The organism is Nonomuraea sp. CA-143628, assembly GCF_050942315.1.
Taxonomy (GTDB): domain Bacteria; phylum Actinomycetota; class Actinomycetes; order Streptosporangiales; family Streptosporangiaceae; genus Nonomuraea.
The window spans coordinates 12215295-12238885 of the sequence record NZ_CP192072.1; the positions used below are offsets into that span (position 1 = coordinate 12215295).

The 23591-nt window shown below is 65.7% G+C and carries 37 protein-coding genes; all 37 read right to left on the bottom strand.

Annotation, left to right across the window (positions count from 1 at the left end):
- Positions 1-31: 31 nt before the first annotated feature.
- Positions 32-574 (bottom strand): 50S ribosomal protein L17, encoded by a 543-nt coding sequence (rplQ, locus tag ACQP2T_RS55130; RefSeq protein WP_433512750.1) that lies wholly within the window; start codon positions 572-574, stop codon positions 32-34.
- A 157-nt stretch (positions 575-731) separates the two neighbouring features.
- Entirely contained in the window at positions 732-1748 is a 1017-nt protein-coding gene (locus ACQP2T_RS55135; RefSeq protein ID WP_214633194.1) for a DNA-directed RNA polymerase subunit alpha, read from the bottom strand.
- 93 nt (positions 1749-1841) lie between these two features.
- Positions 1842-2468, bottom strand: a complete 627-nt coding sequence (gene rpsD / locus ACQP2T_RS55140; RefSeq protein WP_225293921.1) for a 30S ribosomal protein S4 — start codon at positions 2466-2468, stop codon at positions 1842-1844.
- 20 nt (positions 2469-2488) lie between these two features.
- Positions 2489-2893 (bottom strand): 30S ribosomal protein S11, encoded by a 405-nt coding sequence (gene rpsK, locus ACQP2T_RS55145; protein ID WP_020542285.1) that lies wholly within the window; start codon positions 2891-2893, stop codon positions 2489-2491.
- 45 nt (positions 2894-2938) lie between these two features.
- Positions 2939-3319 carry a 30S ribosomal protein S13 gene (gene rpsM, locus ACQP2T_RS55150; RefSeq protein ID WP_214633192.1) on the bottom strand — a complete coding sequence of 127 codons (381 nt, stop codon included), beginning with the start codon at positions 3317-3319 and terminating at the stop codon, positions 2939-2941.
- 220 nt (positions 3320-3539) lie between these two features.
- Positions 3540-3653, bottom strand: a complete 114-nt coding sequence (gene rpmJ, locus ACQP2T_RS55155) for a 50S ribosomal protein L36 (RefSeq protein WP_003956441.1) — start codon at positions 3651-3653, stop codon at positions 3540-3542.
- A 24-nt stretch (positions 3654-3677) separates the two neighbouring features.
- Positions 3678-3899 (bottom strand): translation initiation factor IF-1, encoded by a 222-nt coding sequence (infA, locus tag ACQP2T_RS55160; protein WP_012887858.1) that lies wholly within the window; start codon positions 3897-3899, stop codon positions 3678-3680.
- Between the two features lie 567 nt (positions 3900-4466).
- Entirely contained in the window at positions 4467-4916 is a 450-nt protein-coding gene (locus ACQP2T_RS55165; protein ID WP_433512751.1) for a hypothetical protein, read from the bottom strand.
- Between the two features lie 138 nt (positions 4917-5054).
- On the bottom strand, positions 5055-5483 hold the full coding sequence (locus ACQP2T_RS55170; protein ID WP_433512752.1) for a DUF1707 SHOCT-like domain-containing protein: 429 nt from the start codon (positions 5481-5483) through the stop codon (positions 5055-5057).
- Between the two features lie 20 nt (positions 5484-5503).
- Positions 5504-6307 (bottom strand): type I methionyl aminopeptidase, encoded by an 804-nt coding sequence (gene map / locus ACQP2T_RS55175; protein WP_433512753.1) that lies wholly within the window; start codon positions 6305-6307, stop codon positions 5504-5506.
- Between the two features lie 109 nt (positions 6308-6416).
- Positions 6417-7067: an adenylate kinase gene (locus tag ACQP2T_RS55180; protein WP_225293929.1), complete on the bottom strand. Its 651-nt coding sequence runs from the start codon at positions 7065-7067 to the stop codon at positions 6417-6419.
- Positions 7067-8377, bottom strand: a complete 1311-nt coding sequence (gene secY / locus ACQP2T_RS55185) for a preprotein translocase subunit SecY (RefSeq protein ID WP_225293931.1) — start codon at positions 8375-8377, stop codon at positions 7067-7069. Before secY ends, ACQP2T_RS55180 begins: the two co-directional genes overlap by 1 nt.
- 169 nt (positions 8378-8546) lie before the next feature.
- Positions 8547-9002 carry a 50S ribosomal protein L15 gene (rplO, locus tag ACQP2T_RS55190; RefSeq protein ID WP_357948174.1) on the bottom strand — a complete coding sequence of 152 codons (456 nt, stop codon included), beginning with the start codon at positions 9000-9002 and terminating at the stop codon, positions 8547-8549.
- A gap of 2 nt (positions 9003-9004) precedes the next feature.
- Complete coding sequence (rpmD, locus tag ACQP2T_RS55195) at positions 9005-9187, bottom strand: 50S ribosomal protein L30 (protein ID WP_080043226.1); 183 nt, start codon at positions 9185-9187, stop codon at positions 9005-9007.
- A gap of 2 nt (positions 9188-9189) precedes the next feature.
- Complete coding sequence (gene rpsE / locus ACQP2T_RS55200; RefSeq protein WP_049572667.1) at positions 9190-9819, bottom strand: 30S ribosomal protein S5; 630 nt, start codon at positions 9817-9819, stop codon at positions 9190-9192.
- Positions 9820-9846: 27 nt separating this feature from the next.
- Positions 9847-10230 (bottom strand): 50S ribosomal protein L18, encoded by a 384-nt coding sequence (rplR, locus tag ACQP2T_RS55205; protein WP_225293936.1) that lies wholly within the window; start codon positions 10228-10230, stop codon positions 9847-9849.
- Positions 10231-10232: 2 nt separating this feature from the next.
- Positions 10233-10775 carry a 50S ribosomal protein L6 gene (rplF, locus tag ACQP2T_RS55210; protein WP_225293938.1) on the bottom strand — a complete coding sequence of 181 codons (543 nt, stop codon included), beginning with the start codon at positions 10773-10775 and terminating at the stop codon, positions 10233-10235.
- Between the two features lie 16 nt (positions 10776-10791).
- Positions 10792-11190: a 30S ribosomal protein S8 gene (rpsH, locus tag ACQP2T_RS55215; protein WP_192789898.1), complete on the bottom strand. Its 399-nt coding sequence runs from the start codon at positions 11188-11190 to the stop codon at positions 10792-10794.
- Between the two features lie 169 nt (positions 11191-11359).
- The gene (locus ACQP2T_RS55220) at positions 11360-11545 is read right to left on the bottom strand and encodes a type Z 30S ribosomal protein S14 (protein ID WP_090769707.1); all 186 of its coding nucleotides are present in this window, start codon (positions 11543-11545) and stop codon (positions 11360-11362) included.
- 2 nt (positions 11546-11547) lie between these two features.
- Positions 11548-12123 (bottom strand): 50S ribosomal protein L5, encoded by a 576-nt coding sequence (gene rplE / locus ACQP2T_RS55225; RefSeq protein WP_225293940.1) that lies wholly within the window; start codon positions 12121-12123, stop codon positions 11548-11550.
- The gene (rplX, locus tag ACQP2T_RS55230) at positions 12123-12425 is read right to left on the bottom strand and encodes a 50S ribosomal protein L24 (RefSeq protein ID WP_433519962.1); all 303 of its coding nucleotides are present in this window, start codon (positions 12423-12425) and stop codon (positions 12123-12125) included. The genes rplE and rplX overlap by 1 nt, the downstream gene beginning before the upstream one ends.
- Before the next feature lie 8 nt (positions 12426-12433).
- Positions 12434-12805 (bottom strand): 50S ribosomal protein L14, encoded by a 372-nt coding sequence (gene rplN, locus ACQP2T_RS55235; protein WP_225293942.1) that lies wholly within the window; start codon positions 12803-12805, stop codon positions 12434-12436.
- Between the two features lie 193 nt (positions 12806-12998).
- On the bottom strand, positions 12999-13295 hold the full coding sequence (rpsQ, locus tag ACQP2T_RS55240) for a 30S ribosomal protein S17 (protein ID WP_219539595.1): 297 nt from the start codon (positions 13293-13295) through the stop codon (positions 12999-13001).
- On the bottom strand, positions 13288-13524 hold the full coding sequence (gene rpmC, locus ACQP2T_RS55245) for a 50S ribosomal protein L29 (protein WP_214633180.1): 237 nt from the start codon (positions 13522-13524) through the stop codon (positions 13288-13290). The genes rpsQ and rpmC overlap by 8 nt, the downstream gene beginning before the upstream one ends.
- Positions 13524-13943, bottom strand: coding sequence for a 50S ribosomal protein L16 (gene rplP / locus ACQP2T_RS55250; RefSeq protein ID WP_219539596.1), 420 nt, complete (start codon positions 13941-13943; stop codon positions 13524-13526). Before rplP ends, rpmC begins: the two co-directional genes overlap by 1 nt.
- A gap of 2 nt (positions 13944-13945) precedes the next feature.
- Positions 13946-14800, bottom strand: a complete 855-nt coding sequence (gene rpsC / locus ACQP2T_RS55255; RefSeq protein WP_357948170.1) for a 30S ribosomal protein S3 — start codon at positions 14798-14800, stop codon at positions 13946-13948.
- Positions 14800-15153, bottom strand: coding sequence for a 50S ribosomal protein L22 (gene rplV, locus ACQP2T_RS55260; protein ID WP_219539598.1), 354 nt, complete (start codon positions 15151-15153; stop codon positions 14800-14802). Before rplV ends, rpsC begins: the two co-directional genes overlap by 1 nt.
- A 32-nt stretch (positions 15154-15185) precedes the next feature.
- Complete coding sequence (gene rpsS / locus ACQP2T_RS55265) at positions 15186-15464, bottom strand: 30S ribosomal protein S19 (RefSeq protein ID WP_225293946.1); 279 nt, start codon at positions 15462-15464, stop codon at positions 15186-15188.
- Between the two features lie 11 nt (positions 15465-15475).
- Positions 15476-16312, bottom strand: coding sequence for a 50S ribosomal protein L2 (gene rplB, locus ACQP2T_RS55270; protein WP_225293948.1), 837 nt, complete (start codon positions 16310-16312; stop codon positions 15476-15478).
- Between the two features lie 104 nt (positions 16313-16416).
- On the bottom strand, positions 16417-16719 hold the full coding sequence (gene rplW / locus ACQP2T_RS55275; RefSeq protein ID WP_221519391.1) for a 50S ribosomal protein L23: 303 nt from the start codon (positions 16717-16719) through the stop codon (positions 16417-16419).
- Entirely contained in the window at positions 16719-17381 is a 663-nt protein-coding gene (rplD, locus tag ACQP2T_RS55280) for a 50S ribosomal protein L4 (protein ID WP_433512754.1), read from the bottom strand. The genes rplW and rplD overlap by 1 nt, the downstream gene beginning before the upstream one ends.
- Positions 17378-18031, bottom strand: a complete 654-nt coding sequence (gene rplC, locus ACQP2T_RS55285; RefSeq protein WP_433512755.1) for a 50S ribosomal protein L3 — start codon at positions 18029-18031, stop codon at positions 17378-17380. Before rplC ends, rplD begins: the two co-directional genes overlap by 4 nt.
- Before the next feature lie 14 nt (positions 18032-18045).
- The gene (gene rpsJ / locus ACQP2T_RS55290; protein WP_012887830.1) at positions 18046-18354 is read right to left on the bottom strand and encodes a 30S ribosomal protein S10; all 309 of its coding nucleotides are present in this window, start codon (positions 18352-18354) and stop codon (positions 18046-18048) included.
- Positions 18355-18627: 273 nt separating this feature from the next.
- A complete protein-coding gene (gene tuf, locus ACQP2T_RS55295; RefSeq protein WP_358553086.1) occupies positions 18628-19821 on the bottom strand; it encodes an elongation factor Tu in 1194 nt (397 codons plus the stop codon).
- A 149-nt stretch (positions 19822-19970) separates the two neighbouring features.
- Positions 19971-22070: an elongation factor G gene (gene fusA / locus ACQP2T_RS55300; protein WP_433512756.1), complete on the bottom strand. Its 2100-nt coding sequence runs from the start codon at positions 22068-22070 to the stop codon at positions 19971-19973.
- A gap of 39 nt (positions 22071-22109) precedes the next feature.
- Complete coding sequence (gene rpsG / locus ACQP2T_RS55305) at positions 22110-22580, bottom strand: 30S ribosomal protein S7 (RefSeq protein ID WP_138670613.1); 471 nt, start codon at positions 22578-22580, stop codon at positions 22110-22112.
- A gap of 2 nt (positions 22581-22582) precedes the next feature.
- Complete coding sequence (rpsL, locus tag ACQP2T_RS55310; protein WP_214633169.1) at positions 22583-22957, bottom strand: 30S ribosomal protein S12; 375 nt, start codon at positions 22955-22957, stop codon at positions 22583-22585.
- Between the last annotated feature and the right edge of the window lie 634 nt (positions 22958-23591).

A 23591-nucleotide genomic window follows, 5' to 3' on the forward strand; every position in this document is an offset into this window, starting at 1 on the left:
ATCTGGGCCCGACTTCAGCCGACCTGACGGATCAGGCCTCGTCCTTCTTCGCCTCGCCGGCCTCAGCCTCGGCCGAAGCCGAGTCAGCGGCCTCAACCGTGGCGGCCTCGTCCGACGCGGCGGTCTCCGCGGCAGCCGGCGCCTCGGTCTCAGCCTCGGCGGCGGGAGCGGCAGCGGCGGCCGGAGCCTCCGTGCGCGACACGCGAACCGGGTTCAGCGGCTCGGTCACCAGCTCGATCACCGCCATGGGGGCGTTGTCACCCTTACGGGCGCCCACCTTGGTGATGCGGGTGTAACCGCCGGGACGCTCGGCGAACGTCGTCGCGAGCTCCGTGAACAGGTGGTGGACGACGCCCTTGTCCTTGACGACCGTGAGCACCTGGCGTCGGTTGTGGATGTCGCCCTTCTTCGCCTTGGTGATCAGGCGCTCCGCCAGCGGACGGACGCGCTTGGCCTTGGCAACCGTGGTGCGGATCTTGCCGTGGCGGAACAGGTCCGTGGCGAGGTTCGCCAGGATCAGCCGCTCGTGCGCCGGGCTGCCGCCAAGACGTGCACCCTTGGTGGGCTTGGGCATTGCGTTCTCCTTGTGAGTCAACCCGCCCCGGCCGTACCAGGTACCGGAGTCGGGCCGGTCGCAGTCGCTCTAGGGGCGATGCGAGCCGTTACCGTCGCCCGCGCCGAGCGGGAACCGCTCGGCGCGGGGAGTCGCGAGGCAGAGCCCTCGCGATGGCTTAGTACTGCTCGGTCTCGACGTACGCGCTGTCGTCGTCGTCGTAACCGGCGCCGGCCACCGCGCTCGGGTCGAACCCGGGCGGGGAGTCCTTGAGCGCCAGCGTCATCTCGTGCAGCTTCTGCTTGACCTCTTCGATCGACTTGGCGCCGAAATTCCTTATGTCGAGCAGGTCCTGCTCGCTGCGGGCGACGAGCTCACCCACGGTGTGGATGCCCTCGCGCTTGAGGCAGTTGTAGGAGCGAACGGTCAGGTTCAGCTCCTCGATCGGCAGCGCCAGGTCGGCGGCCAGGGCGGCGTCGGTCGGCGACGGGCCGATGTCGATGCCCTCGGCCTCGACGTTGAGCTCACGGGCCAGGCCGAAGAGCTCGACGAGGGTCTTACCGGCGGAGGCCACCGCGTCGCGGGGCTTCATGGCCGGCTTGGTCTCGACGTCGAGGATCAGGCGGTCGAAGTCGGTACGCTGCTCGACTCGGGTCGCCTCGACCTTGTAGGTGACCTTGAGCACCGGGGAGTAGATCGAGTCGATCGGAATGCGGCCGATCTCCTGACCCGGCTGCTTGTTCTGCGCGGCGGAGACGTAGCCGCGACCGCGCTCGACGGTCAGCTCCATCTCCAGCTTCGCCTTGCCGTTGAGCGTGGCGATGCGCAGCTCGGGGTTGTGCACCTCGACACCGGCCGGCGGCGCGATGTCGGCGGCGGTGACCTCACCCGGGCCCTGCTTGCGCAGGTACATCACGACCGGCTCGTCGTGCTCGGAGGAGACGACGAGCTCCTTGAGGTTGAGGATGATGTCGGTGACATCTTCCTTGACCCCGGGAACCGTCGAGAACTCGTGCAGCACGCCCTCGATCCGGATGCTCGTCACGGCCGCGCCCGGAATGGACGACAGCAGCGTGCGGCGGACCGAGTTGCCGATGGTGTAGCCGAAACCCGGCTCCAGCGGCTCGATGACGAATCGGGATCGGGTGTCGTCGATCGACTCTTCGAGAAGAGTCGGGCGCTGAGCGATCAGCATGTGGGGTCTCCCCTTTTCGTGTGGCGCCCGCTATATGACGCCACTCCGATACAAGCCTAGTCGAGGTGCGGCGAACCGCACCTCAACCACTACTTACTTCGAGTAGTACTCGACGATCAGCTGTTCCTGAACCTGGGTGTCGATCTGCTGACGGACCGGCAGCTGGTGGATCAGGACGCGGATCTTGTCCGGCACGACGCCGAGCCACGCCGGGACCGAGCGGTCACCGGCGGTGGCGCGAGCCACCTCGTACGGGAGCAGGTTGCGCTTGGTCTCACGGACCTCGATGATGTCGTGCTCACGCACGCGGTACGAGGGGATGTCGACCTTCTTGCCGTTGACCAGGAAGTGTCCGTGACGGACCTGCTGGCGAGCGGCGTCACGCGACTGGGCGAACCCGGCGCGGTAGACCACGTTGTCGAGACGGCTCTCCAGAATCTGGAGCAGCGCCTCACCGGTCTTGCCGCTCTTGCGGGTGGCTTCCTCGTAGTAGTTGTGGAACTGCTTCTCGAGGACGCCGTAAATGCGGCGGGTCTTCTGCTTCTCACGAAGCTGAAGCTGGTACTCGGACTCCTTGGGACGTCCGCGGCCGTGCTCACCCGGCGGGTAAGGACGGATCTCGATGGGGCACTTCGCGGACTCGCACTTGCTGCCCTTGAGGAAGAGCTTGGTCTTCTCGCGGCGGCAGAGCTTGCAGTCCGCACCCGTGTAACGAGCCATTTCTCAGATTCTCCTGGGTGTCAGACGCGGCGGCGCTTCGGCGGACGGCAGCCGTTGTGCGGAACCGGGGTGACGTCCTGGATCGAACCCACTTCGAGGCCGGTGGCCTGAAGGGAACGGATCGCGGTCTCGCGGCCGGAGCCGGGACCCTTGACGAAGACGTCAACCTTGCGCATGCCGTGCTCCATGGCGCGGCGGGCGGCGTTCTCGGCGGCCATCTGAGCGGCGAACGGGGTGGACTTACGGGAGCCCTTGAAACCCACGTGGCCGGCGCTGGCCCAGGAGATCACGTTCCCGTTGGGGTCGGTGATCGAAACGATCGTGTTGTTGAACGTGCTCTTGATGTGGGCGTGCCCATGAGCGACGTTCTTCTTTTCCTTGCGGCGCACCTTCTTGGGCGCACCCTGACGGCTCTTAGGAGGCATCCTTTGCCTTCACTCCTGAGGTGTTCGGTCCCGCGGCTGCGTGGACTACTTCTTACCGGGCTTCTTCTTGCCGGCCACGGTCTTCTTCTTGCCCTTGCGGGTGCGCGCGTTGGTCTGCGTGCGCTGACCGTGGACAGGCAGGCCCTTGCGGTGCCGGATGCCCTGGTAGCACCCAATCTCGATCTTGCGGCGAATGTCGGCCTGAACCTCACGACGCAGGTCACCCTCGATCTTGAAGTTCGCCTCGATGTAGTCACGCATCGGGACGAGCTCAGCGTCGGTGAGCTGGTGCACGCGGGTGTCGCCGCTGACACCGGTGGCCTCGAGGACCTCCAGCGCACGGGTGCGGCCGATTCCGTAAATGTAGGTGAGAGCGATCTCCAGCCGCTTTTCGCGGGGGAGGTCGACGCCAACCAGGCGAGCCATGGTCGGGCATTCTCCTTCGTTGTGGCGGAGGTCTTGCGCCTCACGTCCCCTCCCCATGCCCGGGGTGAGGGCCTCGGCCTCCGACCGAGGGTCTCCTGGGTGGTACGGCCCGGAAAACAGGCCGCCTGCTCAGGTGTGACGCGCGATTACTGTCTCAGGCTTCTCATGCGTCGAGCCCGCTCCCTGAAACCGGGGCGGACTCGGAGAAGCCTTACGGCGACTAACCCTGACGCTGCTTGTGGCGCAGGTTGTCGCAGATCACCATGACGCGACCGTGCCGGCGGATCACCTTGCACTTGTCGCAGATCTTCTTGACGCTCGGCTTTACCTTCATTGTCCTTCGTGTTCCTCAGACGTCTTACTTGTATCGGTAGACGATCCGCCCACGACTCAGGTCGTAGGGGCTCAGTTCCACGACTACCCGGTCGTCGGGCAGGATCCGGATGTAGTGCATCCGCATCCGTCCGCTGATGTGGGCCAGGACCTTATGGCCGTTGTCGAGCTGCACCCGGAACATAGCGTTCGGGAGCGACTCGACCACAGTGCCCTCGATCTCGATGGCGCCGTCTTTTTTGGCCAAAATTCCTCGCGTTTCACTGATCGATCGTCTGAGGCTCCGGTTCACTAAGCAGCCGCGACCTCACGCTTCGAAGAGAGCGGCGACCGGCAACGGACGCCGACGCGTGATAGTCATAGTGAGCCGACTAAGGAGTGTACGACACCTGAGCCAAAAACGCGAAACGCGTGTCAGGTGTCCTGACACAACCACGCGTTAGCTTACCCCACCCGCGAACCCGTATGGGCCGAGCGGCAAAGCGATTCGGGCGGCATGGCGATTCGGGCGGCGCGGCGATTCGGGCGGCGCGGCGATTCGGGCGGCGCGGCGATTCGGGCGGCGCGGCGATTCGGGCGGCGCGGCGATTCGGGCGGCGCGGCGATTCGGGCGGCGCGGCGATTCGGGCGGCGCGGCGATTCGGGCGGCGCGGCGATTCGGGCGGCGCGGCGATTCGGGCGGCGCGGCGATTCGGGCGGCGCGGCGATTCGGGCGGCACAGCAAAAGGCCCACCGGCGAACCGGCGGGCCCTCGCAAGTCAGCACACCCCCTGGGACGACTCCCCCCTGATGTGCCCTGAAGACGTTGATGTGCTTAGAAGACGTCGTGCCAGCCGCCGCAGCCGCTGTTGCGTGAGCCGCCCTCGCACACCTGGATCTTGAAGTCCCTCTTGAAGCGGATGCTGTCGAAGTGACGGCGGTCGTCGGACCGGTACCAGCTGCGGTGGAAGTTGCCGTGCCGGTCGTAGTACTGGAACCACACGTAGCTGTAGTCGCCGTCGTTGTGGTGCCGGTCGTACAGGTCGCCGTAGAAGTAGTAGTTGCCCCCGCGCTTCTGCCAGTAGCCCTTGAAGTACGACTCGTGGCCGCCGTTCTCGGAGCCGTTGGAGAAGTACGGGCCGAAGAAGTGCTTCGGGCCGGCCTGGGCGCTCTGCGCCTGGGTGGCGGTCGCGGCGTCTGCCTGGGCCGTGGGAGCGATGGCCAGCGCCCCGGCGACCATCGAGCCGGCGAGAGCGGTGCCCGCGAGAAGGTGACGAATACCCACTGTGTCCTCCTGTAAGACGGTTCCCCGTACCGGACCGGGGCTGCTCGGGTGAGCCCCTCTGTTGTCCGGCACCGCTTACGTTAGGAAGGACGTTTGCCGCCTTCTGCGGACGAATACACAGAGTGCAGTACTACACACTCACTGACGCTTCTGACCGCCTCCGAAGATGGTGCTGACCAGCAGGATCGCACCCCAGGGGCCCATCACCCACAGCGGCCAGGGGTAGATCATGTGCCCGGAGGTGACGCTCACGATCAGCCAGATCACCCAGTTGATCGAGCTGGCCGCGGCCCACGCGCTCCAGGCCGCGCGCATCCCCGAGTGCATGCCGCTCTTGGGCGCCGGGGTGGGGTCGGTCAGCTTGGCGGGCCGGTTGCGCAGGTCCACGTCCGGCAGGTCCGCGGTCAACCGGGCCAGCTCGCCGTAGGTCTTGCTCTGGTAGAGCTGTTCGAGCCGCTCGTTGAACTCGTCCATCGTGATGCGGCCCTGCGCGGTGTGCTCGCGGAGCACGGCGGCCACCCGATCTCTGTCGACGTCCGAGGCACGCATCTCGGGGCTCTGCGCCATACCCACCACTCCCGGCTCGTCTACGGCTGCGCCAAGCGCTCTACGCCCCCATCGAGGGCGGTTAGCACCCAAGGACCATTATGTGTCACCGCGACGCTGTGTTCGAAGTGTGCGGACTGCTTCCCGTCGATCGTCACGACGGTCCAATCGTCGGCCAGTACGCGTGTGCGCTCCGTGCCCAGGTTGACCATGGGCTCGATCGCCAGGCACATCCCGGCCTCCAGCACGGGCCCCCTGCCGGGGCGGCCGTGGTTGGCGATCCAGGGGTCCATGTGCATCTCGGTGCCGATGCCGTGGCCGCCGTACTCGGGAGGGATGCCGAAGCGGCCCTGCGACTTGATGTAGCGCTCCACCTCGTACCCGATGTCCGACAGGTGGCGGCCGACGGTCAGCGCGGCGATGCCACGCCACATCGACTCCTCGGTGATCCGCATGAGCTCGGTGAGCTTCGGATCCACCTCCCCCACCGGGACCGTGACCGCCGAGTCGCCGTGCCAGCCGTCGAGGATGGCGCCGCAGTCGATGGAGATGACGTCGCCTTCGCGCAGCGCGCGGGCGCTCGTCGGGATGCCGTGGACCACTTCCTCGTTGACCGAGGCGCAGATAGTGGCGGGAAACCCCTGATAGCCCTTGAACGACGGGATGGCGCCCTCATCCCTGATCGCCTTCTCGGCGATGGCGTCGAGGTCCAGGGGTGTCATCCCCGGCTCGACGGAGCGCTTCAACAGATCGAGCGTTCGCCCGACCACCAGACCGGCCGCCCGCATCTTGTCGAGCTGCTCGGGCGTCTTGATCTGGATTCCATGCCGGTTCTTCTTGAACACGTGTGGCACCCCCCGGGGTCTCAACGGGCAGATGTGGGAGCCCAATTCCCTCACAATAGCCGCGAGGTGGCACGGAAATCCGTGCCACCTCCGCAGTCGGCCATCGGGCTTACCCCATGAAAGGGCGGATGGCCTCCATGGCCCGCTGGGTGACCTCCTCGACCGGACCGGTCGCGTCGACACCCACGAGGATGCCCTCGTCCGCGTAGTAGGACACCAGCGGCGCCGTCTGCTCCTGGTAGACCTCCAGGCGATGCCTGACCGTCTCCTCTTTGTCGTCGTCACGCTGGAACAGCGTGCCGCCGCAGGCGTCGCACCGGTCGTCCTTCTTGTCATCGAACTCGACGTGCCAGATGCGACCGCACTGGCTGCAGGTGCGGCGGCCGGCCAGCCGCCTGACCACCTCGTCGTCGTCAACTACCAGCTCCAGGACCAGGTCGAGCGCCTGGCCCCACTCCTTCAGCATGTCGCGCAGGATCTCGGCCTGAGCAACGTTCCTGGGGAAGCCGTCGAGCAGGAAGCCGTCCTGCGCGTCGTCCTCGGCGAGACGGTCGCGGACCATGGCGATGGTGACCTTGTCGGGCACCAGGTCGCCGCGGTCCATGAACGTCTTGGCGAGCTTGCCGAGCTCCGTGCCCCCGGAGACGTTGGCACGGAAGATGTCACCTGTCGAGATCTTCGGGATGGACAGGTTCGACGCGATGTACTGGGCCTGTGTCCCCTTACCCGCTCCGGGGGGCCCGACCAGAACGAGACGCACTACCGCAGGAAGCCTTCGTAATTACGCTGCTGCAACTGGCTCTCGATCTGCTTGACCGTGTCCAGGCCGACGCCAACCATGATCAGAATGCTCGTCCCTCCGAACGGGAAGTTCTGGCTCGCTCCGGCCACCGCGAGCGCGACGATCGGGATCATGGCGATCAGACCCAGATAGAGCGCGCCGGGGGCGGTCAGACGGGTGAGCACAAAACTCAGGTAACCAGCCGTCGGCCGTCCCGGGCGGATGCCCGGAATGAACCCACCGTACTTCTTCATGTTGTCAGCCACTTCAGTGGGGTTGAAGGTGATGGACACGTAGAAGTAGGTGAAGAACACGATCAGGACGAAGAACGTGATCATGTAGATGGGCGTGTCGCCCTTGGTGAGGTTCGCGGAAATCCACTGCACGACCGCGTTGGGGTTCTCGGCGTTCGCGAACAGCGAGGTCAGCAGCTGCGGCAGATAGAGCAGCGAGGACGCGAAGATGACCGGGATGATGCCGGCCTGGTTGACCTTCAGCGGGATGTAGGTGGACGTGCCGCCGTACATCCGGCGTCCGACCATCCGCTTGGCGTACTGCACCGGAATGCGGCGCTGCGCCTGCTCGACGAAGACCACGGCGGCGATCATGAAGACGCCTACCACCATGACGACGGCGAAGGTGAACTTGTTGGCCTGGAAGATGCTGGCCAGCTCGGACGGGAAGACCGCGACGACCTGCGTGAAGATGAGGATCGACATGCCGTTGCCCACACCACGGTCGGTGATGAGCTCGCCCAGCCACATGATGACCGAGGTGCCGGCCGTCATGATGACGACCATCGTGACGATCATGAAGATGTTGTCGGGGTCGAGCAGGACGTCCTTGTCACAGCCCTGGAAGAGCTGCCCGGAGCGCGCCAGCGCGATGAACGCCGTCGACTGCAGGATGCCCAGACCGATCGTCAGATAACGCGTATATTGTGTGATCTTCGTCTGACCGGCCTGTCCCTCCTTCTTGAGGGCTTCGAGGCGTGGGATCACGACGACGAGAAGTTGGAGAATGATGCTGGCGGTGATGTACGGCATGATGCCCAGTGCGAACACCGACAGCTTCAGGAGCGCGCCGCCGCTGAACAGCTGCACCATCCCGTAGATATTGCCGTTTTCACCGTTGCGGACCTGATCAAAACAGGACGCAAGGTTCTGGACGTGAACTCCCGGAGTCGGAAGAACCGAGCCGAGTCGGAACAGCGCGATGATGCCCAGGGTAAAGAGCAACTTCTTGCGCAGGTCCGGCGTCCGGAACGCCCGGGTAAACGCGGTCAGCACGGTCCCTCCTGCGCGCCTATAAGGCGGTGTGAGTATGCGATGGTGCGGGGATCTGCCATCAGAAGTCTCATGTCAAAACGAGCCGGACAGAATCCTGCCGTCTCGCGAACTCTAACGCACTACGGGCGTGGGGGCCCATGGTCAGAGCCCCCACGCCTCGTAATAGCTCTTACAGCTCGGTAACGGAACCCCCAGCAGCGGCGATTTTCTCCTTCGCGGAGGACGAGAAGGCATGCGCCCGCACGTTCACCGCGACCGAGATCTCGCCGGTGCCGAGCACCTTCACCAGCTGGTTCTTGCGGACAGCACCCTTGGCGACCAGCGTCTCGACGGTGACCTCGCCACCCTCGGGGAACAGCTCGCCGAGCTTGTCCAGGTTGACGACCTGGTAGGTCGTCTTGAACAGCGCGTTGGAGAAGCCCTTGAGCTTCGGCAGACGCCTCTGCAGCGGCACCTGGCCACCCTCGAAACCGAGGGGGACCGTCGTACGGGCGTGGCTGCCCTTGGTGCCGCGACCGGCCGTCTTACCCTTGGACGCCTCGCCACGACCCTTGCGGATCTTGGCCTTGTTGGCGCCAGGGGCCGGACGCAGGTCGTGAATCTTGAGCGGAGCCTTGTCAGTCATGACTAGTCGACCTCTTCCACCTCGACGAGGTGCGTCACCACGGAGACCATGCCGCGAATCTCGGGCCGGTCCTCCTTGACGACGACATCGCCGATTCGCTTCAGGCCAAGCGAACGCAGCGAGTCACGCTGGTTCTGCTTGCCACCGATCTTCGAGCGAACCTGAGTGATCTTCAGGCGTGCCATGACTAGCTCACCGCCTTGGCGGCCGCCGCTTCGGCGATGCCTTCGCGCTGAGCCTTCAGCATCCGGGCCGGAGCGACGTCCTCGATCGGCAGACCACGGCGGGCGGCGATCTCCTCGGGCCGGGAAAGACCCTTCAGAGCCGCCACCGTGGCGTGCACGATGTTGATGGGGTTGTCCGAGCCGAGCGACTTGGACAGGACGTCGTGGATGCCGGCGCACTCCAGAACGGCGCGCACCGGGCCACCGGCGATGACGCCGGTACCGGCGGAAGCCGGACGCAGGAAGACGACACCGGCCGCCTCCTCACCCTGCACGGTGTGCGGGATGGTGCCCTGGATCCTCGGGACCTTGAAGAAGTGCTTCTTGGCCTCTTCGACGCCCTTGGCGATGGCCGCGGGGACTTCCTTGGCCTTGCCATAGCCGACGCCGACCAGGCCGTTGCCGTCACCGACGACGACGAGGGCGGTGAAGCTGAAGCGACGACCACCCTTCACGACCTTGGCCACTCGGTTGATCTTCACTACGCGCTCGATGTACGAGACGCCCTTGTCGGCGGCGCCACCGCGGCGATCGTCACGACGGTCCCGCCGCTCGCCACCGGTGCCGCCACCGCGACGCGGAGCTGCAGCCATCAGTGGTTCCTCATCTCAGTTGCCATATCAGAACTCGAGCCCACCTTCGCGGGCGCTGTCCGCCAGAGCGGCGATGCGCCCGGCGTAGCGGTTGCCACCGCGGTCGAACACGACCGCCGTGATCCCGGCTTCCTTGGCCCGCTGAGCGAGGAGCTCGCCGACCTTCTTGGCCTTCTCGGTCTTGTCAGCCTCGAGCGTGCGCAGCGCGGAGTCCATGGTGGACGCGCTCACCAGCGTGTGGCCGACGGAGTCGTCCACGATCTGCACGAACAGGTGACGAGTCGAACGGTTGACGACCAAGCGCGGACGCGCGGCCGTACCGACGACGTTCTTGCGGACGCGGCGGTGACGGCGGGCCCGCGAGACGGTGCGGGCAGCCGTGTGCTTGCCGAACGCAGTCTTCGGAGCCATGCCTACTTACCAGCCTTTCCGACCTTGCGGCGGATCTGTTCGCCCTGGTAGCGCACGCCCTTGCCCTTGTACGGGTCAGGCTTGCGCAACTTGCGGATGTTGGCCGCGACCTCGCCGACCTTCTGCTTGTCGATGCCGTCCACGTGGAACAGGGTCGGCTTCTCGACGCGGAAGGTGACGCCCTCAGGGGCGTCGACGATGACCGGGTGGCTGAAGCCCAGTGCGAACTCCAGCTGCGTCGGGCCCTTGGCCTGAACGCGGTAACCGACGCCGACGATCTCCAAGGTCTTGGAGTAGCCCTGCGTGACGCCCTGCACCATGTTGGCGATCAGCGTCCGGGACAGGCCGTGCAGCGCACGGACCTTGTTCTCGTCGTTGGGCCGGGTGACGGCGATGGCGCCGTCGTCATCGCGACCCACCGTGATGGGATCCGCGACTGTATGAGAAAGCGTGCCCTTCGGGCCCTTGACCTGGACATCCTGGCCGCTGATCGCGATGTCAACGCCGCTCGGCACAGGGATGGGCAGCCGTCCGATTCTCGACATGCTGTGTTCCTCCCCTCTACCAGACGTAGGCGAGGACTTCCCCGCCCACGCCACGCTTGCCGGCCTGCTTGTCGGTCATGAGACCGGCGGACGTCGAGATGATCGCGACACCCAGCCCTCCCAGAACGCGAGGCAGGTTGTCCTTCTTCGCATACACCCGCAGACCGGGCTTCGACACCCGGCGCAGCCCCGCGAGCGACCGCTCACGGGTAGGCCCGAACTTGAGCTCCACCACGAGGTTCTTGCCAACCTTGGCGTCTTCGACGGTCCAAGCCTGGATGTAACCCTCCTGCTGGAGGATCTCGGCGATGTGCGCCTTGATCTTCGAATACGGCATGGTCACGCTGTCGTGATACGCCGAGTTCGCATTACGCAGACGCGTCAGCATGTCTGCGATCGGGTCGGTCATCGTCATGGCCAGTGGCCTTCCTCGCCGCGGTTTCCAGTCGGTGAAGCGGAGCTCTACCGGTGGACCTTCGGCGCGGTCATGGGCGCTCTCCAGGAGAGCACCCGGTTTGACAGGTTCTACATATGTACGGCGAGCAGCCCCCACGGGGGCGACACGTGGCCGCCCCCAAGGGTAACTACCAGCTGGACTTGGTGATGCCGGGCAGCTCGCCCCGGTGCGCCATCTCACGGAAGCACACACGGCACAGCCCGAACTTGCGGTAGACGGCGCGGGGCCGGCCACAACGCGTGCAACGGGTGTACGCCCGGACTTCGAACTTCTGCTTACGCCCTGCCTTGGCGATCAGCGACTTCTTCGCCATGATCAGGCCTCCTTGAAGGGGAACCCGAGGAGCTTCAGCAGCGCCCGGCCCTGGTCGTCGGTCTTCGCGGTGGTCACGACCGTGATGTCCATGCCCCGCGGCCGGTCGACCTTGTCCTGGTCGACCTCGTGGAACATGACCTGCTCGGTCAGACCGAACGTGTAGTTGCCGTTGCCGTCGAACTGCTTGGGCGACAGGCCACGGAAGTCCCTGATGCGGGGCAGAGCCAGCGACAGCAGCCTGTCGAGGAACTCCCACATCCGGTCGCCGCGGAGCGTGACGTGCGCGCCGATCGGCATGCCCTCGCGCAGCTTGAACTGGGCGATGGACTTGCGCGCCCGGACGACGGCCGGCTTCTGGCCGGTGATCACGGTGAGGTCGCGCACAGCGCCCTCGATGAGCTTCGAGTCGCGAGCCGCCTCGCCGACACCCATGTTGACCTTGATCTTCACCAGGCCGGGGATCTGCATGACGTTCTCGATGCCGAAGTCCTCGCGAAGCTTGGCCGCGATCTCCTCGCGGTACTTCGTCTTGAGGCGCGGCGTCGGACGCTCGGTCTCAGTGGTCGTGGCAGTCATCAGCTGTCCTCACCCGTCTCGTCGGCCTTGTCCTCGGCCTTCTTGTCGGCGGGCTTGTCCTCGCGCTTGTCGTCCTTGAGCTTCTTCACGTTGCTCACGTGGATGGGAGCCTCCATGGTCTGCACGCCGCCGGTCTTGGCGCCACGCGGGCCCTGGTGGGTCTCCTTGGTGTGCTTCTTGATCATGTTGACGCCCTCGACCACCACGCGGTCTTCCCGCGGGAGGGTGGCGATGACATGACCCTTGGCACCCTTGTCCTTGCCGGTGATGACCTGAACGAGGTCACCCTTCTTCACATGCAGCTTCGGCATTACAGCACCTCCGGCGCGAGCGAGATGATGCGCATGAACTTCTTGTCGCGCAGCTCACGGCCCACCGGGCCGAAGATACGGGTGCCACGAGGGTCACCGCTGTCCTTGATGATGACGGCGGCGTTCTCGTCGAAGCGGATGTAGGAGCCGTCCGGCCGGCGGCGCTCCTTGGCCGTGCGGACGATGACGGCCTTGACCACGTCGCCCTTCTTGACGCCGGTGCTACCGGGCAGGGCATCCTTGACGGTGGCGACGATCACGTCGCCGATACCGGCGTAGCGTCGGCCCGAGCCACCGAGAACGCGGATGCAAAGAATCTCCTTGGCACCCGTGTTGTCGGCGACCTTGAGCCGCGACTCCTGCTGGATCACTGTTTTCTCCTGATTAGTCGCGCCGGTTCTCGTCGTTGCCGAGCCTGGCGGAACTCGTATGGTCTTGTTCCTCCGGCTACAGCCCTGGAGCCGCACCGCAGGCGACGCGAGGCCGGAGCCTCGCGTCCTTGGACACCGTCATGGGGGCTTGGAGGCCCCCACGAGGCGCGTATATATCCGAGAAGCCGTTAGATTACTTGGCCTTCTCGAGGATCTCCACGACCCTCCACCGCTTGGTGGCGGAGAGGGGGCGGGTCTCCATCAGCAGCACGCGGTCGCCGACGCCACAGGCGTTGGCCTCGTCGTGCGCCTTGTACTTGGTCGTACGGCGGATGACCTTGCCGTACAGACGGTGCTTGACACGGTCCTCGACGGCGACGACGACGGTCTTGTCCATCTTGTCGCTGACGACCAGGCCCTCACGGACCTTGCGGAAGTTCCGCGCGTCGTCGTTCGTCTCGGTGGTCTCTGTGGTCTCGGTCTCAGCCATCGCTCGTCTCCTTCTCGACCGTGATGATGCCAAGCTCGCGCTCGCGCATCACGGTGTAGATACGGGCGATCTCGCGGCGGACGGCGCGCAGCCGCCCGTGGCTCTCCAACTGTCCGGTCGCTGCCTGGAAGCGGAGGTTGAACAGCTCCTCCTTGGCTTCCTTGAGCTTCTGGACCAGGGTGTCCTCGTCCTCGACTCGCAGCTCGCCGGCGGTCAGGCCCTTAGCCATCACGCCTCACCAACTTCACGCTTAACGATCTTGCACTTCATGGGCAGCTTGTGGATCGCGCGAGTGAGTGCCTCGCGGGCAACCGACTCGGCGACACCGGAAAGCTCGAACATGACGCGACCCGGCTTGACGTTGGCGATCCACCACTCGGGCGAACCCTTACCGGAACCCATGCGGGTCTCAGCCGGCTTCTTGGTCAGCGGGCGGTCGGGGTAGATGTTGATCCACACCTTTCCACCACGCTTGATGTGACGGGTCATCGCAATACGAGCCGACTCGATCTGGCGGTTGGTCACGTAGGAGTGCTCAACAGCCTGGATGCCGAACTCGCCGAACACGACCCTGGTGCCACCCTTGGCGGCGCCACTGCGGTCGGGCCGGTGCTGCTTGCGGTGCTTGACCCTGCGCGGGATCAGCATGGTCAGCTCCCTTCAGCACCCGGCTGCGCAGCCGGGCCGGTCTCGGGGGCAGCCTGAGAGGCCGCCTCAGTCCTGGGGGCACGGTCGCCACGACCGCCACCGCGACGGGCGCCACCGGCGCCACCACGGCGCGGACGGTCGCCGCCGCCACCGCCGCCACCGCGACGGTCGTCACGCTCGCGACGCTGACCGGCACGGGCGCCGGCAGCCGCCGCCTCGCGCTCGGCGCGGCTGGTGGGCGCCTCGCCCTTGTAGATCCACACCTTCACGCCGATGCGGCCGAAGGTGGTGCGGGCCTCGTAGAAGCCGTAGTCGATGTCCGCGCGGAGCGTGTGCAGCGGCACACGACCCTCGCGGTAGAACTCCGACCTCGACATCTCAGCGCCGCCAAGACGACCGGAGCACTGCACCCGGATGCCCTTGGCGCCGCTCTTCATGGCCGACTGCATCGCCTTGCGCATGGCGCGGCGGAACGAGACACGGCTGGAGAGCTGCTCGGCGACACCCTGCGCGACGAGCTGGGCGTCGATCTCGGGGTTCTTCACCTCGAGGATGTTGAGCTGAACCTGCTTCTTGGTCAGCTTCTCCAGGTCGCCACGGATCCGGTCGGCCTCCGCACCGCGACGGCCGATGACGATGCCCGGCCGGGCGGTGTGGATGTCGACCTGGACGCGGTCGGTCGTGCGCTCGATCTCCACCTTGGAGATACCGGCCCGCTCCATGCCCTTCTGCAGCATGCGACGGATCGACACGTCCTCGGCGACGTACGACTTGTACAGCTTGTCGGCGTACCACCGGCTCTTGAAGTCGGTCGTGATGCCGAGGCGGAACCCGTGCGGGTTAACCTTCTGGCCCACTATCGGGTCCTTCCCTTCGGCTCGCGGGACTCCACGATCACGGTGATGTGGCTCGTCCGCTTGTTGATCCGATAGGCACGACCCTGGGCACGCGGACGGAACCGCTTCAGCGTCGGGCCCTCGTCGACCCACGCCCGGCTCACGAAGAGCGTCTGGGGGTCGAGATCGAAGTTGTGCTCTGCATTTGCCATGGCGCTCGAGAGCACCTTGTAGATCGGCTCGCTCGCCGACTGGGGAGCGAACTGCAGCACGGCCTGCGCCTCCGAAGCGGGCAGCCCGCGAATAAGGTCCACCACACGGCGGGCCTTGAGGGGCGTGACGCGGACGAACCGCGCCTGAGCCCTGGCTTCCATCGCTTACTCCTCTTAACTGCTTCTGAAGGCGTTTATCGCCGGCTGCGGCGGTCTTCCTTGACGTGGCTGCGGAAGGTGCGCGTCGGGGCGAACTCTCCCAGCTTGTGGCCGATCATCGACTCGGTGACGAACACCGGGACGTGCTTGCGGCCATCGTGTACGGCGATCGTGTGCCCGAGCATGTCAGGCACGATCATGGAGCGCCGCGACCACGTCTTGATAACGGTCTTGGTGCCCTTCTCGTTCTGGGCGTCCACCTTCTTGGCGAGGTGGCCGTCCACGAAGGGACCCTTCTTAAGGCTACGTGGCATATCGGCTGCTCCTACCGCTTCTTCCTCTTGCTCCGGCGGCGGATGATCAGCCGGTCGCTGGACTTATTGGCCTGGCGGGTGCGGCCCTCGGGCTTGCCCTTCGGGTTCACCGGGTGGCGACCACCGGAGGTCTTACCCTCACCACCACCGTGCGGGTGGTCAACGGGGTTCATGGCGACACCACGGACGGTCGGGCGCTTGCCCTTCCACCGCATACGGCCGGCCTTGCCCCAGTTGATGTTGGCCTGCTCGGCGTTACCGACCTGACCCACCGACGCCCGGCAGCGCACGTCGACCATGCGCATTTCGCCGGACGGCATACGCAGCGTGGCGTACTGGCCTTCCTTGGCGAGCAGCTGGATCTGAGCGCCCGCGGAGCGGCCGAGCTTGGCACCGCCGCCCGGACGGAGCTCCACCGCGTGGATGAAGGTACCCGTCGGGATGTTGCGCAGCGGCAGGCAGTTGCCCGGCTTGATGTCGGCCCCGGCGCCGTTCTCGATGCGGTCGCCCTGCTTGAGGCCGGTCGGCGCGATGATGTAGCGCTTCTCGCCGTCGGCGTAGTGCAGCAGAGCGATGTTGGCGGTGCGGTTGGGGTCGTACTCGATGTGAGCGACCTTCGCCGGGATGCCGTCCTTGTCATGCCTACGGAAGTCAATGATCCGGTAGGCGCGCTTGTGACCGCCGCCTTGGTGGCGCGCGGTGACCCGGCCGTGTACGTTGCGGCCGCCCTTGCCATGAAGGGGCGCAAGCAACGACTTCTCGGGCGTGCTGCGGGTGATCTCGGAGAAGTCCGAGACACTCGAGCCGCGGCGACCCGGAGTCGTCGGCTTGTACTTACGGATGCCCATCTTTTTCGTTCATCCTTCGTCGGTTACATGGGTGAGCCCGCCGCACGGGCGTGCGACGGTCTCGACCCCTGGCAGGCCGTACGGCCCGCCTACTTCTATGGCTGCTAGCCGATCTGACCGAAGATGTCGATCCGATCGCCCTCGACCAGGCTCACAATCGCGCGCTTGGTGTCGGGACGCTTGCCGAAACCGGTGCGGGTGCGCTTGCGCTTGCCCTGCCGGTTGATCGTGTTCACGCTGGTGACCTTGACCCCGAAGATCTGCTCGACGGCGATCTTGACCTGGGTCTTGTTCGCGGTCTTCTTCACCAGGAACGTGTACTTGTTGTTCTCATCGATCAGGCCGTAGCTCTTCTCAGAGACGACCGGCTTGATGATGACGTCGCGCGGGTCGGCGATCTTCTCCATCAGGCGTCTGCCCCTTCACTCGAATTGGCCGACCCTGCCGACAAACGCGCCACGACCTGGTCGTACGCCTCCTGGGTGAAGACCACGTCGTCGTGGCAGAGCACGTCGTAGGTGTTGAGCTGCCCGGAGTCCAGCAGGTGGACCTCGGGAGCGTTGCGCAGGCTCAGCCAGGTCAGCTCGTCGGCCTCGTCGACGACGAGGAGGACGGTCCTGGACTGGGTGATCTTACGCAGGGCCTCGAGAGCCGCCTTGGTCTTCGGCGTCTCGCCGGTGACCAGGCCGCTCACCACGTGCACGCGACCGCCGCTGGCCCGGTCCGACAGGGCGCCACGCAGGGCGGCGACCTTCATCTTCTTGGGCGTCCGCTGCGAGTAGTCGCGCGGCACCGGGCCGTGGACGACGCCACCACCGGTGAACTGCGGCGCGCGGGTCGAGCCCTGACGGGCGCGACCGGTGCCCTTCTGGCGGTACGGCTTCTTGCCGCCGCCCCTGACCTCACCACGGGTCTTGGCCTTGTGCGTGCCCTGCCGGCGAGCGGCGAGCTGGGCCACGACCACCTGGTGGATCAGCGGAATGTTGACCTTGGCGCCGAAGATGTCTTCGGGCAGGTCGACGGTGCCGGCCTTGCTACCGCTGGCGTCGAGGACGTCAATGCTGGTCACTTGGCAGCCCCCTTCTTGGCAGCGGTACGGACGAGGACCAGGCTGCCGTTGGCGCCGGGGATCGCACCCTTGATCAGGATGAGACCCTTCTCGACGTCGATGGCGTGAACCTTGAGGCTCTGCACGGTGGTGCGGACGTTACCCATCCGGCCAGCCATGCGCAGACCCTTGAATACGCGGCCCGGGGTGGCGCAGCCACCGATGGAACCCGGCGAGCGGTGCTTGCGCTGCGTACCGTGCGACGCGCCCAGACCCTTGAAGCCGTGCCGCTTCATGACACCGGCGAAGCCCTTGCCCTTGCTCTTGCCCGTCACGTCGACGAACTGGCCGGCCTCGAAGGTGTCGGCCAGCAGCTCCTGGCCCAGGGTGTAGTCGCTCGCGTCGTCGGTGCGGATCTCCGCGAAGTAACGGCGCGGGGTGATGTCGTGCTTACGCAGGTAGTCGCCGAGCGGCTTGTTGACCTTCCGCGGGTCGACCTGTCCGAAGCCGAGCTGAACGGCGGAATAGCCATCCTTGTCGGCGGTGCGGACCCTGGTCACCACGCACGGACCGGCCTCCACCACGGTCACCGGAACCATCCGGTTGTCCGCGTCGAAGACCTGGGTCATGCCGAGCTTCTTGCCCAGGACGCCCTTGATCGTCTTAGCCATGTCAGTGCGTTCCCTCAGAGCTTGATCGAAATGTCGACGCCCGCGGGGAGGTCGAGCCGCATGAGCGAGTCGACGGTCTTGGGCGTCGGGTCGATGATGTCAATCAGCCGCTTGTGCGTGCGCATCTCAAAGTGCTCGCGGCTGTCCTTGTACTTGTGCGGCGAGCGGATGACGCAGTACACGTTCTTCTCGGTCGGCAGCGGCACCGGGCCCGCGACCTTCGCGCCAGTCCGCGTCACCGTCTCGACGATCTTCTTGGCCGAGCTGTCGATGACCTCGTGGTCATAGGCCTTAAGCCGGATGCGGATCTTTTGTCCCGCCATAGTGGCCTCGGTGTCCTTCGCTGTCGTCTGAAAAAGTATCGTGCGGCCTGTTGCCGCTGTTTGGTGCAGGTCGAACCCGCACGACCCCACGTGACAGACGTTGTCGATCTGCCGTTTTCTTCCGTGATCCGGCAGTTACTTCGGTCACTTCCGAAGCCACTGCGAGATCACGGCTTTCCCGTGGAGCCTGAGGGCGGAAGCCGTAGGGACTTCTGCCCTCGTGGCGCGGCGGTCGGCCTTCTTCCGAGGGCCGACCGCCGCCCCGCGATCGTACTACTTGATGATCTTGACGACCCGGCCGGCGCCGACGGTGCGGCCACCCTCACGGATCGCGAACTTCAGACCGTCCTCCATGGCGATGGGCTGGATCAGCTCAACGCGCATTTCGGTGTTGTCGCCCGGCATGACCATCTCGGTGCCCTCAGGGAGGTGCACGACACCGGTCACGTCAGTCGTACGGAAGTAGAACTGCGGGCGGTAGTTGTTGAAGAACGGCGTGTGGCGGCCGCCCTCGTCCTTCGACAGGATGTAGACCTGGCCGTCGAACTCGGTGTGCGGGGTGGTCGTGCCCGGCTTGATGATGCACTGGCCGCGCTCGACGTCGTCGCGCTTGATGCCACGGAGCAGCAGCGCGGCGTTGTCGCCCGCGTGACCCTCGTCGAGCATCTTGTTGAACATCTCGATGCTGGTGACGGTGGTGGTCGTCTTCTCGGTCTTGATGCCGATGATGTCGACCTGCTCGTTGATCTTGACGACACCGCGCTCGATACGGCCGGTGACGACCGTGCCACGACCGGTGATCGAGAAGACGTCCTCGACCGGCATGAGGAACGGCTTGTCCGTCTCACGGGGCGGCTCGGGCACGTTCTCGTCGACCGCGTCCATCAGCTCGATGATGCTGTCGGCCCACTTCTGGTCGCCCTCAAGAGCCTTGAGCGCGGAGACGCGGATGACCGGCAGGTCGTCGCCGGGGAACTCCTGAGCGGACAGGAGCTCACGGACCTCGAGCTCGACGAGCTCCAGGATCTCCTCGTCGTCGACCATGTCGGACTTGTTGAGCGCCACGACGATGTAGGGGACGCCGACCTGGCGGGCCAGGAGGACGTGCTCCTTCGTCTGCGGCATCGGGCCGTCAGTGGCGGCGACCACGAGGATCGCACCGTCCATCTGCGCGGCACCGGTGATCATGTTCTTCACGTAGTCGGCGTGACCGGGGCAGTCCACGTGGGCGTAGTGGCGCTTCTCGGTCTGGTACTCGACGTGCGCGATGGAGATCGTAATTCCGCGGGCCTTCTCCTCGGGCGCCTTGTCGATCTTGTCGAACGGCGTCGCCTTGTTCAGCTCGGGGAAACGGTCGTGAAGCACCTTGGTGATCGCCGCGGTGAGCGTGGTCTTACCGTGGTCGATGTGCCCAATGGTGCCGATGTTCATGTGCGGCTTGTTCCGCTCGAACTTGGCCTTGCCCACTGGTTCTCTCCTTGAGAATCTGTCTGACTTTCGTCTACACACTCGGGCCCGGGTGATCCCGAACCCCTAGACGGTGGGGCGGCTCGCACCGCCCCACCAGAGGCCGAAGCCCCTTTCGGCTTGGCGAGGCCCAGCCGGGGGTCCCGGGACTATTCGCCCCGGGCCTTCGCGACGATCTCCTTGGCGATGCCCGGGGGCACCTCCGAGTAGGAGTCGAACTGCATGCTGTAGCTCGCGCGCCCCTGCGTCTTGCTACGCAGGTCGCCCACGTAGCCGAACATCTCAGAAAGCGGTACGAGCGCCGAGACGACACGGGCGCCCGCCCGCTCGTCCATCGCCTGGATCTGTCCGCGGCGACCGTTGAGGTCACCGATGACGTCACCCATGTAGTCCTCGGGCGTGGTGACCTCGACGGCCATCATCGGCTCGAGGAGTACAGCATCGGCCTTGCGAGCGGCCTCCTTGAAGGCCATCGAGCCGGCGATCTTGAAGGCCATTTCCGAGGAGTCGACGTCGTGCGCGGCACCGTCGGTCAGCGTCACCTTCACGCCCACCATCGGGTAGCCGGCCAGCACGCCGAACTCGGCGGCCTCCTGAGCACCCGCGTCGACCGAGGGGATGTACTCCCTCGGGACACGGCCACCGGTGACCTTGTTCTCGAACTCGTAGCCGTCGTTGCCTTCGCCGAGCGGCTCGAGCTTGATGATGACCCGCGCGAACTGGCCGGACCCACCCGTCTGCTTCTTGTGGGTGTAGTCGACCTTGTCCACCGTGCGGCGGATGGTCTCGCGGTAGGCCACCTGCGGGCGGCCGACGTTGGCCTCGACCTTGAACTCGCGACGCATACGGTCGACGAGGATCTCCAGGTGAAGCTCGCCCATGCCCCAGATGACCGTCTGGCCGGTCTCCTCGTCACGACGGACCTGGAAGGACGGGTCCTCCTCGGCCAGCCGCTGGATCGCGGTCGACAGCTTCTCCTGGTCGCCCTTGGTCTTGGGCTCGATCGCGACGTTGATGACCGGAGCCGGGAACGTCATCGACTCGAGCACGACCTGGTTGGCCGGGTCGGACAGGGTGTCGCCGGTCGTGGTGTCCTTGAGACCCATGACGGCGACGATCTGACCGGCGGAGGCCACCGGGCGCTCCTCACGCTTGTTCGCGTGCATCTGGTAGATCTTGCCGATCCGCTCCTTCTTGCCCTTCACCGAGTTCACGACCTGTGAACCCGCCTCGAGCGTGCCGGAGTAGATGCGGATGTAGGTGATCTTGCCCAGGTGTGGGTCGCTCGCGATCTTGAAGGCCAGCGCGGAGAACGGCTCGGCCGGGTCCGCGTGACGCACGACGACCTTGTCCTCGTTGCCGACCGCGTGGCCCTCGAAGGCCGGGATGTCGGTCGGCGCGGGGAGGTAGGCGACCACCGCGTCGAGCAGGGGCTGCACGCCCTTGTTCTTGAACGCGGTGCCGGTGAGAACCGGGTTGATGGCGCTGGACAGCGTCGCGCGGCGGATGGCCGCGACCAGCTGCTCCTCGGTGGGCTCGATGGCCTCGAGGAAGAGCTCCATCATCTCGTCGTCGTTCTCGGCGACGGTCTCGACGAGCTTGTCACGCCACTCGCGAGCTGCTTCGGCGTGGTCGGCCGGGATGTCGACGACGTCGTACATCTCGCCCTTGGCCGCGTCCTCGCTCCAGAGCAGGCCCTTCATCTTCACCAGGTCGATGACGCCGCGGAAGCCGGCCTCGACGCCCCAGGGAAGCTGGATGACCGCGGGAGTCGCGGCAAGACGGGTGACCATCATGTCGACGCAGCGGTGGAACTCCGCGCCGACCCGGTCCATCTTGTTCACGAAGCAGATGCGGGGGACGTTGTAGCGGTCGGCCTGACGCCACACCGTCTCTGACTGCGGCTCGACGCCCGCGACACCGTCGAACACGGTGACCGCACCGTCGAGGACACGAAGGTTGCGCTCGACCTCGATGGTGAAGTCGACGTGGCCCGGGGTGTCGATCAGGTTGATCGTGTGACCGGCCCACTCGCAGGTCGTCGCGGCAGACGTGATCGTGATGCCACGCTCCTGCTCCTGCTCCATCCAGTCCATGGTGGCTGCGCCGTCGTGGACTTCACCGATCTTGTAGTTGATGCCGGTGTAGAACAGGATGCGCTCAGTCGTGGTGGTCTTACCCGCGTCAATATGGGCGATGATCCCGATGTTTCGGACCTTCGCCAGGTCAAGGGCGGTCGTTGCGGCCACTTCTCTCGCGTCCTCGTCGTCTCGTCGAACCCGCCGGGGTTACCAGCGGTAGTGGGCGAAGGCCTTGTTGGACTCGGCCATCTTGTGGGTGTCCTCGCGCTTCTTGACGCTCGCCCCGAGGCCGTTGCTGGCGTCGAGGAGCTCGTTCATGAGGCGCTCGGTCATGGTCTTCTCGCGGCGGGCGCGGGAGTACTGCACCAGCCAGCGCAGGGCCAGGGTCGTGCTGCGCGCGGCGCGCACCTCGACCGGCACCTGGTAGGTCGCGCCACCAACGCGACGGCTGCGGACCTCGAGGGTCGGCTTGACGTTGTCAAGCGCGCGCTTCAGGGTGACGACCGGGTCGTTGCCCGTCTTGTCCCTGCAGCCCTCAAGGGCGCCGTACACGATCGACTGCGCGATGGAACGCTTGCCGTCCAGGAGCACCTTGTTGATCAGAGCGGTGACCAGGGGCGAGCTGTAAACCGGGTCAGACATGAGCTGACGACGGCCGGGAGAACCCTTGCGAGGCATAGTTAGCTCTTCTCCCTCTTCGCGCCGTACTTGCTGCGAGCCTGCTTGCGGTTGCGGACACCCTGGGTGTCCAGCGAACCGCGAATGATCTTGTAGCGGACACCCGGCAGGTCCTTCACACGACCGCCGCGCACGAGCACGATGGAGTGCTCCTGCAGGTTGTGGCCCACACCCGGGATGTACGCCGTGACCTCGATGCCGTTGGTGAGCCGCACACGGGCCACCTTGCGCAGTGCCGAGTTGGGCTTCTTCGGGGTCGTGGTGTAAACGCGCTGGCATACACCTCGCCGCTGCGGATTCGCCCTAAGGGCAGGAGTCTTGGTCTTGGCGACCTTGTCCTGCCGGCCCTTGCGGACCAACTGCTGAATAGTGGGCACTGCCACTCCGTTTCGTGCCTTGGCCGGTAATACGTCTGTTGTTCATTCGCAGGTTCTGCCGGTGTCATGACCTGCTGGTTTTCCCCGTCTCGGCGCCCCCGCGCTCGGGCGTGTCGCGCACTTCGCACAGACACATCCGAGGGGACTTCGAGCCAGGAAACCGTCCGGCGCTCCGATATATGAGCGCACAGCCGAGAGCCCGCTAACGACGGGCACGATGCTCTAGACTACCCAGGCCCACGCGACACGTCAAAGCAGCGCGACAAAGCGGACTCGCTTCTGTCACTACTGCTGGTCGCTGGGCCTCTTCGATGCATGCCCGGCTACTGCTCCGCGCCTATTGTAACCGGCCCGCGGAGTATTTGGTCGCGCTTCACCAGGATGACTCGCGCGGCAGACCACACGGCCTTGCGGGCGCTGGATGGACATACCGGGCATCAACCCCAGCGAGGTAGCCCCGGCTACCCTCCGACCACCCAGGCGGCCCAGAGCGCGCACGTAGCGGCGCCCAGCCCCGTAAACCGGAGGAGCGTGCCCCTGGAGGGAGCCCAGCCCTGTATGGCGGGTGGGGCCCACCGGGCTTGCCGTAACAACAAAACAAAAGCACCGCGTCCGGATCAGCAAGACCCGGGCG

Coding starts and splice junctions, on each gene's coding strand:
- rplQ (WP_433512750.1), bottom strand. CDS start 574: ATGCCCAAGCCCACCAAGGGTGCACGTCTTGGCGGCAGCCCGGCGCAC.
- ACQP2T_RS55135 (WP_214633194.1), bottom strand. CDS start 1,748: ATGCTGATCGCTCAGCGCCCGACTCTTCTCGAAGAGTCGATCGACGAC.
- rpsD (WP_225293921.1), bottom strand. CDS start 2,468: ATGGCTCGTTACACGGGTGCGGACTGCAAGCTCTGCCGCCGCGAGAAG.
- rpsK (WP_020542285.1), bottom strand. CDS start 2,893: ATGCCTCCTAAGAGCCGTCAGGGTGCGCCCAAGAAGGTGCGCCGCAAG.
- rpsM (WP_214633192.1), bottom strand. CDS start 3,319: ATGGCTCGCCTGGTTGGCGTCGACCTCCCCCGCGAAAAGCGGCTGGAG.
- rpmJ (WP_003956441.1), bottom strand. CDS start 3,653: ATGAAGGTAAAGCCGAGCGTCAAGAAGATCTGCGACAAGTGCAAGGTG.
- ACQP2T_RS55170 (WP_433512752.1), bottom strand. CDS start 5,483: ATGGCGCAGAGCCCCGAGATGCGTGCCTCGGACGTCGACAGAGATCGG.
- rplO (WP_357948174.1), bottom strand. CDS start 9,002: ATGACTGACAAGGCTCCGCTCAAGATTCACGACCTGCGTCCGGCCCCT.
- rpmD (WP_080043226.1), bottom strand. CDS start 9,187: ATGGCACGCCTGAAGATCACTCAGGTTCGCTCGAAGATCGGTGGCAAG.
- rpsE (WP_049572667.1), bottom strand. CDS start 9,819: ATGGCTGCAGCTCCGCGTCGCGGTGGCGGCACCGGTGGCGAGCGGCGG.
- rplR (WP_225293936.1), bottom strand. CDS start 10,230: ATGGCTCCGAAGACTGCGTTCGGCAAGCACACGGCTGCCCGCACCGTC.
- rplF (WP_225293938.1), bottom strand. CDS start 10,775: ATGTCGAGAATCGGACGGCTGCCCATCCCTGTGCCGAGCGGCGTTGAC.
- rpsH (WP_192789898.1), bottom strand. CDS start 11,190: ATGACGATGACCGACCCGATCGCAGACATGCTGACGCGTCTGCGTAAT.
- ACQP2T_RS55220 (WP_090769707.1), bottom strand. CDS start 11,545: ATGGCGAAGAAGTCGCTGATCGCCAAGGCAGGGCGTAAGCAGAAGTTC.
- rplE (WP_225293940.1), bottom strand. CDS start 12,123: ATGACTGCCACGACCACTGAGACCGAGCGTCCGACGCCGCGCCTCAAG.
- rpsQ (WP_219539595.1), bottom strand. CDS start 13,295: ATGGCTGAGACCGAGACCACAGAGACCACCGAGACGAACGACGACGCG.
- rpmC (WP_214633180.1), bottom strand. CDS start 13,524: ATGGCTAAGGGCCTGACCGCCGGCGAGCTGCGAGTCGAGGACGAGGAC.
- rplP (WP_219539596.1), bottom strand. CDS start 13,943: ATGCTGATCCCGCGCAGGGTCAAGCACCGCAAGCAGCACCGGCCCGAC.
- rplV (WP_219539598.1), bottom strand. CDS start 15,153: ATGGAAGCCAGGGCTCAGGCGCGGTTCGTCCGCGTCACGCCCCTCAAG.
- rpsS (WP_225293946.1), bottom strand. CDS start 15,464: ATGCCACGTAGCCTTAAGAAGGGTCCCTTCGTGGACGGCCACCTCGCC.
- rplB (WP_225293948.1), bottom strand. CDS start 16,312: ATGGGCATCCGTAAGTACAAGCCGACGACTCCGGGTCGCCGCGGCTCG.
- rplW (WP_221519391.1), bottom strand. CDS start 16,719: ATGGAGAAGATCGCCGACCCGCGCGACGTCATCATCAAGCCGGTCGTC.
- rplC (WP_433512755.1), bottom strand. CDS start 18,031: ATGGCTAAGACGATCAAGGGCGTCCTGGGCAAGAAGCTCGGCATGACC.
- rpsJ (WP_012887830.1), bottom strand. CDS start 18,354: ATGGCGGGACAAAAGATCCGCATCCGGCTTAAGGCCTATGACCACGAG.
- rpsG (WP_138670613.1), bottom strand. CDS start 22,580: ATGCCTCGCAAGGGTTCTCCCGGCCGTCGTCAGCTCATGTCTGACCCG.